6 protein-coding genes are annotated in these 6675 nt (G+C 64.9%); 4 read left to right on the top strand and 2 right to left on the bottom strand.

Annotated elements, in window-relative coordinates; genetic code table 11:
* The first annotated feature begins 221 nt into the window (after positions 1 to 221).
* The gene (locus CC207_RS16730; protein ID WP_088852434.1) at positions 222 to 758 is read left to right on the top strand and encodes a Bro-N domain-containing protein; all 537 of its coding nucleotides are present in this window, start codon (positions 222 to 224) and stop codon (positions 756 to 758) included.
* Positions 759 to 797: 39 nt separating this feature from the next.
* On the opposite strand, the gene CC207_RS16725 is transcribed toward CC207_RS16730, so the two are convergent.
* A complete protein-coding gene (locus tag CC207_RS16725; protein ID WP_036986579.1) occupies positions 798 to 1118 on the bottom strand; it encodes a helix-turn-helix domain-containing protein in 321 nt (106 codons plus the stop codon).
* 259 nt (positions 1119 to 1377) lie between these two features.
* The gene (locus CC207_RS16720; RefSeq protein WP_088852433.1) at positions 1378 to 1848 is read right to left on the bottom strand and encodes a GNAT family N-acetyltransferase; all 471 of its coding nucleotides are present in this window, start codon (positions 1846 to 1848) and stop codon (positions 1378 to 1380) included.
* Between the two features lie 358 nt (positions 1849 to 2206).
* Between CC207_RS16720 and CC207_RS16715 the strand changes: the two genes are divergently transcribed.
* From CC207_RS16715 to CC207_RS16705, 3 genes are all read left to right on the top strand, one after another.
* Positions 2207 to 3688, top strand: coding sequence for a PLP-dependent aminotransferase family protein (locus tag CC207_RS16715; RefSeq protein ID WP_088852432.1), 1482 nt, complete (start codon positions 2207 to 2209; stop codon positions 3686 to 3688).
* Positions 3689 to 3966: 278 nt separating this feature from the next.
* On the top strand, positions 3967 to 5397 hold the full coding sequence (locus tag CC207_RS16710; protein WP_088852431.1) for a transporter: 1431 nt from the start codon (positions 3967 to 3969) through the stop codon (positions 5395 to 5397).
* 17 nt (positions 5398 to 5414) lie between these two features.
* Positions 5415 to 6675, top strand: a 1261-nt coding sequence (locus tag CC207_RS16705; protein ID WP_088852430.1) for a PLP-dependent aminotransferase family protein, incomplete at its 3' end; no start/stop codon positions are given.

Here is a 6675-nt window from a genome sequence, read left to right as displayed (position 1 = left end):
GGGCAGGTCACGCAAGGGTTTCTTTTTGGTTGGCATACATGCACCTCTTACTCATGTTATGCCCGAACACAAAATTTCTGACACCCTCCAAGAAACCTCCTACATACGTATCACTACTTAACCAGAGGAAACCACGGTAGTTTGTTTGAGCGCTAAGAACGCTCACATGGCGGAATTCCGTTCCCGTTAGAAACGGCTCTCCCTGACTTGGATAGCCCATCATGACTCACTACTCCTCCACCCTCTTCACCCGCCACAACCGCCCCCTCCACACCCTCTGGCTCGAGTCCCAAGCCTGGTTTTGCGCCCACGAACTCGGTCGGATGACCGGGCGCTTCTTCGACGAACACTGCATCCGCAAGCTCGACCCGGACCAGCATCGCACCGTGCAGCTGCTGCGCTACGGCCAGTACGGCGAGACCACCATGGTCAGCGAGTCCGGTGCCTATACCCTGCTGGCCCATCATCACATTCCGGAAAACCGCCACCTGCGCCAATGGCTGACCCATGAGGTGGTGGCGGTGCTGCGCGATGGGCAGGATTCGGCGCTGGAAGACCTGCCGCGCCTGGGCAGGATGTGCTGGCCGGGTGGGCATACGGCGAGTCTGTTGTATTGGCAGAGTGAGCCTTGGGTACGGATGCGGGATATGCCGGTGGTGATGGCGGCGGAGAGGCCCGTGGTGGTGCCCGAGCGGCGCAAGTTGAGCTGGAAGGAATGTGCGCAGCGGGCGTTGCGGTTGCATGGGGTTGGCGATTGAACCCTGCGATCCACTGAAAGGGCTGCCATGCAGCCCTGTTCAATCCTGCCCTGACTTCTTCCGGATACGCTGGCGCTTGGCACCAAGCTCATAACAAGTGATGTCGGCTATGCACTCCACCTTCGGCAAAAACAGCGCCTCAAGCTCTTTTCTTCGACCTAGAACCATCGCCACTCGGATCAGATTTTCAAAACCGACATTTCGTCCCGTTTCAAGGTTGGACACGGTATTGGTGCCGATGCCGGCACGAGCAGCCACTTCCGCTTGCGACATCTGTTGAGCGAGCCGCTCGGTGCGCAAGCGCTCGCACAAGGCCCTCATGAGTTCGCTGGGTTTGGTAAGACTTAAATCCAACTTCATGTGTGTTAACTCGATAAATCGCAGTTAAGGCACAAAATATTGGAATAAGAACTCCTCTGCCAGGGAGGGGTTCGTCTTTCTGAATGGTCTGACAACACCGTAAGACTCAGGCAGTTTTCGAAAGGAAGATTTCTGATGACTGGGGCGTGGGAGCGGCGCGGCGCCGCAGGAGATTGCACCGCAAAGCCGGTGCTCCCCTTCGCGGGGCAAGCCCGCTCCCACGCCCTTATCTGCTCACAATGGACGTAGCACAATGGCCTTAGTGAGCAACATCCAGCGGCATCCGGTACTCAATCACCCCCGGCTTCTCGGCAATCCAGTCATACAACCGCTGCGCAGTCCGGTTGGTCTCCTGGGTATGCCAGTACAGCCGGTCGCACTGCTGCTGCCGGGCCTGGTCCTGGACGAACTCGATCAGTTGCTTGCCGAGCATCCGTCCACGGGCGCTCGGGCACACGAACAGGTCTTCCAGGTAGCAGAAGTCGTTGCGCCCCCAGGTCGAGCGGTGGAACACATAGTGGACGAAGCCGTAGAGCCGTTCGCCGTCGGTGGCCACGGCGCAGTGCATGGGCTCGGCCGGGTCGAAGAAGCGGGCCCAGGTGCGCTCGGTAATGGCCGGGCCCAGGTCTACCTGGTAGAAGGCCTGGTATTGCGCCCAGTAGTCGTGCCAGGGCTGTAGGTCGGTTTGCTTCACTTCGCGGATGAAGACGGGTGGTTGGGTGGTGGTCATGGTTGGAACCCCTTTGGGACAAGACTGCGTGAATTAGTGAGGGGCCGGCCTGCCCGTAGCGCTTGCCTTCCTTGGTGGTTGCTTGCGGGCTTGGGTTTTATAGCGGATAAATGGTTGGTTTTTACCTGCCAATTGCTCGGTAATGGCCAGACCACTTTGGGGTTCTGGATGAGCGTTAGGCTTGAGATTGCCGGGGCTGCTTTGCAGCCCTTTCGCGACACAAGGCCGCTCCCACAGGGGTTCGCGGTCGCCTGTGGGAGCGGGCCTTGCCGGAGCGCTGGACCGGTCGGAAAGGGGCGCGAAGCGGCCCCGGCGTTGGCAGCCATTAATCAGGTCCATCAGCCAGGGAATCAGGCCAATGTTCAAACACGCGCAGCTGGAATCGGTGAAAGCCTGGATCAACGACCCGGTACACGCCGCGCTGGCCTTGCATGTGCGTATCCAACGGGCGATCCGTCAGTTGATCCTCGACGGCGCACTGCCGGTGGGCAAGGCGCTGCCCGCCTCGCGCCCGCTGGCCCAGTCCCTGGGCGTGTCGCGGGATACCGTGGAGTCGGCCTACAGCCAGTTGCACGCCGAAGGCTTTATCGAGCGGCGCGTGGGCAGCGGCAGCTTCGTGTCGCAACGGGCCCGCTGCCTGCCGTCGCGCAAGCGCCAGCGTCCGGCACATCAGCAAGCCCCGGTGCAGTTGAGCCGCCGTGGTGAAGCGCTGTTGCACAGCGGTGGCGTCCACAACTTCCAGTCGCCCCGCCCCTTCGCCCCGGGCGTGGCCGAAACCCGGCACTTCCCCTTGGCCATCTGGGAGAAGCTGGAGCGGCAGGTGTACAAGGAATACGGCACGCGGGCGCTGGAACACAGCGAGCCGCAGGGCATGGCCCCCTTGCGCCGGGCAATCGCCGACTACCTCAACCTCGAGCGCGGGGCCCAGGCATCCGCCGAGCGCATCCTGATCCTCACCAGCTCGCAGCAGGCCCTTGGCCTGTGCGCCCAGGTGCTCATGGACGCAGGCGACCAGGTGCTGGTCGAGGACCCGCTGTACCAGGGCACCCGCAAGGCCGTCACCGCCGCCGGCCTGGCATGCGTGCCGGTCCCGGTGGATGCGCACGGCCTGCAGGTGGACGCCATGGCCCGGCTGGCGCCGGATGCCCGGGCGGTGTTCCTCACCCCTTCGCACCAGTACCCGACCGGCGCGACCCTGGCGCTGGACCGGCGCCTGCTGGCGATCGAATGGGCGCGCCAGCAACGCGCCTGGATCATCGAGGACGACTACGACAGCGAGTTCCACTACGCCGGCCGCCCCACCGCCTGCGTGCAGGGCTTGGACCCACACGACCGCACGCTGTACATCGGCACCTTCACCAAATCGCTGTTCGCCGGTCTGCGCATCGGCTACCTGCTGCTGCCGCCCCAGCTCGTCGCGCCGATGACCGCCGCCCGCACGCTGCAGGACGGGCATAACGCCTCCATCGCCCAGCTGACCCTGGCCCGGTTCATGGAAGGCGGGCACTTCAACGCCCATGTACGGGCCATGCGCGCGCTCTACGCCGAGCGGCGGGATGTGCTGGCGGATCTGCTGCGCAGGCACCTGGGGGCGTTTCTCGTGCCGCAGGTGCCCGCCGGCGGGCTGCAGATGCCCTGCCATTTCGTACAGGGCTTGCCTGAAGACGCCGTGGTCAGGGCGGCACGCGGGGTAGGCATCGATCTGTTGGGGCTGGGCAGTTTGTACGCGGTGCCGAGGAACGATGCCGGCTTGCTGATAGGGTTTGCGGCACTGACACCCGCTGAGATGAGGGAGGCGGTGGTGAAACTGGAGAAGGTGCTGGCAGGTTTGGCCAGATAGCCATGCTGCGTGCAAGCAGTACGGTCAAAACCCATGCGGAATGCGACCAGAATGCCCGATCCACGTAATGCCTCGGATTGCAGGCATTAACAGCCAATATCGCCGTCAGCGCCCAGAAATCCAGGCAATTGGCGTGAGAGGTGGTGCGAACAAGTGCCTCCAATGCCACGAGCCAGGGGCTGTATTGAAAATCCCCCACCCCCTGTATCTATTGCAGTCCCGCCCTTCCCTCCACCATCCCTTCCACACTCCTCTGGATGGCTAAAGGAACCCGCATCATGGCTGCCCTGCTGCTGCAAATGTCCCCCATTGGCCTGGTGATCGCCCTGATCCTGCTGCTGCGCCGCCCACCCGTGCAGGCCGCGCTGGCCGGCGTGGCCGGTGTCCTGCTGCTGTGGGGGCTGGGCGCCGCGCAGCCGCTGTCGGCGGCGGTGTCCGGCGCCATCCTGCAAGACACGTTGATCCTGTTCCTCAGCACCGCCTGCGTGATCGTTCCGGGGCTGGCCTTCGTCATCCTGGTCGAACGCGCCAACGCCCCGCAGGCGATCGGCGCCTGGGTGCGGGAGCTGGGCTGGACGCCGCCGATGCAGGTGATCTTCATCGTGCTGGGCCTAGCGCCGCTGCTGGAGGCGATGACCGGGTTCGGCGTATCGCTGATCGCCACGGTGCCGCTGCTGATGGGACTGTTTTCCCGCCAGGTCGGCATGAAGATGGCCCTGGCCGGCATGGTGGTGATGCCCTGGGGCACTCTGGGGCTTGCCACGGTGATCGGCGCGCTGCTGGCCCATGTGCCGGCGCAGGAGCTGGGCAGCCATTCGGCACTGGTCAGCGCTCCGGTGTTCCTCGCCCTCGCGGCGGTGGCACTGGCGTTGGCACAGGTTCGCAGCGTACAGGCGTGGCTTGGCCTGGGGCTGGTTTCGCTGTTGTTCAGCGCGGTGCTGTATGTAATCAACCGTTGGATAGGCCCCGAAGCCGCTGGGGTACTGGCCGGGTTGACGGTGGTGTGCGTCGGCCTGGGGCTTTCCTGGGCGCGGCGCGGGGCCCTGGTGCGCTGGCCGCAGACGGCATGGCCATACCTGGCCTTGCTGGGGGTGATCATCGCCTCGCGGGGGCTGTTCCTGCTGTCGGGCTGGGACGGGCTGTGGGTGGTGCATGGCAACAACGTGTCGTGGAAGCCGCTGGCGTCGCCGGGGCTGGCCTTGCTGTTGGTGGTGCTGATGATGGCCGCGCGCCAAGGTGCGGGTTTCCCCTGGCAGGCGCTGGTCAAGCGGGCGCGGTTCCCGGTGGCAACGATCTTCCTGTTTCTGCTGCTCTCCCAGGTGATGGTCAAGGCCGGCTTCCTGGTCGAGGCGCAACGCGCGCTGCAAGCAATGTCGGGTGTGTCGCTGGCGTCGACGGTGTCGCTGCTGGCCGGGCTGGCCGGTTACGTGACAGGCTCCAATGTCGGCGGCACCACGCTGGTGATGCCGTCCATTGCGGCATTATCCATCGCCCACGGCCCCTGGCTGGCAGCCATGGCCAACAGCGCCGCGGGGCATGGCGCGTTGGGCTCGTTGTCGATCCTGTCGCTGGTCATCGGGCTGGCCGGGGCCGACCGTGAGGAAGAACACAGGCTGATCCGCTTCGGCTTCGTCCTGGTGCTGCTGAACATCGTCATCGTGGCTGCAACGGGCACGGTTTTGCTCTACCTTTCCGGGGCCCCCGCTTGACACCACACAAGGCCGCCATGGATCGCAACCCCAAGCCCGACAAACGCTGGCACACCGTCAACGCCTGGCTGCTGCGCCAGATCGACAGCGGCGAATGGCCTACCGGCACGCAGCTGCCCTCGGTGCGCGAACTGGCGCGGCTGTTCGACAGCAGCCTGGCCACGGTGCAACGGGCCCTGGCGGAGCTGGAGGCCAATGCCTATGTGCAAGCCACGCCCCGGGTGGGGTACTTCGTCGCCAAGGGCGCGGCCCAGGTGCAGGGCTTTGACCTCGCCAGTGTCAGCGTCAACGTCAACCACGCGGTGGTCGCCATGCTCGCTCAGGCCGCCAGCAACGGCGGGTTGTCGTTAAGCTCGGCGGTGCTGCATGACGAACTCACGCCCCAGGTGCTGCTGAACAAATGCCTGACGACCCTGGCCAGCAAGGCCGATCAGCCGCTGGCCGGCTTGATCGCCCCGCCTGGCCTGGCCTCGCTGCGCCGACGTATTGCCGGGCTGATGCTGCAGCGCGGCGTGGCCTGCGGCCCGGATGAAATCCTGGTGACCTCGGGCGACACCGTGGCCCTGGAGCTGGCCCTCGAGGCCGTAGCCCGGCCGGGCGCCACGGTAGCGATCGAAACACCTACCTACTACGGCATCCTGCAGACCATCGAACGCCTGGGGATGCGCGCCCTGCCCATCCGCACCCACGCCGACAGCGGCATGGACCTCGAGCACCTGGAATGGGCGCTCAAGCGCGGCAAGGTCGATGTGGTGTTCCTCAACCCGACGCTACAGAACCCACGGGGCTTCATCATGCCCGACGCAGCGCGGGCACGGCTCTCACAGTTGGCGCAGGCAGCGGATGTGCCGATCATCGAGGACGATATCTTCTTCGACCTGGTGGATGAGGCGCAGCGGCCCAAGGCGATCAAGCACTACGACGAGACCGGGCAGACGATCTATTGCTCGTCGTTCTCCAAGACCGTGGCGCCGGGGTACCGGGTGGGCTGGTGCGTGGCGGGGCGGTATCGGGATGCGATCCTGGCCCAATTGTTTTCGCGCAACCTGGCGGTGTCGAGCCTGGCCCAGCGGGTGCTGGACGAGTTCATCGGCCGGGGGTACATGGAGGAGCACTGCGCCAAGCTGCGCGGCCGGCTGGCGGCGCAGGCCGGAGTGATTGAGGCGCTGGTGCGCTCGGCGTTTCCGCCGGGGACGCGGTATGCGGCGCCGCAGGGCGGCTTCATCCATTGGATCGAATTGCCGGAAGGGACGGACATGGTGGCGCTGCAACGGCTTG

It is taken from the genome of Pseudomonas sp. DrBHI1, from assembly GCF_002205115.1.
Classification (GTDB): domain Bacteria; phylum Pseudomonadota; class Gammaproteobacteria; order Pseudomonadales; family Pseudomonadaceae; genus Aquipseudomonas; species Aquipseudomonas mosselii.
Note: the sequence above shows the minus strand (reverse complement) of the source record. Positions and strands in the feature narration are given on the sequence as shown.

Bases quoted from the DNA above. Each gene is read 5' to 3' on its own strand.
- CC207_RS16710 (WP_088852431.1), top strand. From the start codon at position 3,967: ATGGCTGCCCTGCTGCTGCAAATGTCCCCCATTGGCCTGGTGATCGCC.
- CC207_RS16715 (WP_088852432.1), top strand. From the start codon at position 2,207: ATGTTCAAACACGCGCAGCTGGAATCGGTGAAAGCCTGGATCAACGAC.
- CC207_RS16720 (WP_088852433.1), bottom strand. From the start codon at position 1,848: ATGACCACCACCCAACCACCCGTCTTCATCCGCGAAGTGAAGCAAACC.
- CC207_RS16730 (WP_088852434.1), top strand. From the start codon at position 222: ATGACTCACTACTCCTCCACCCTCTTCACCCGCCACAACCGCCCCCTC.
- CC207_RS16725 (WP_036986579.1), bottom strand. From the start codon at position 1,118: ATGAAGTTGGATTTAAGTCTTACCAAACCCAGCGAACTCATGAGGGCC.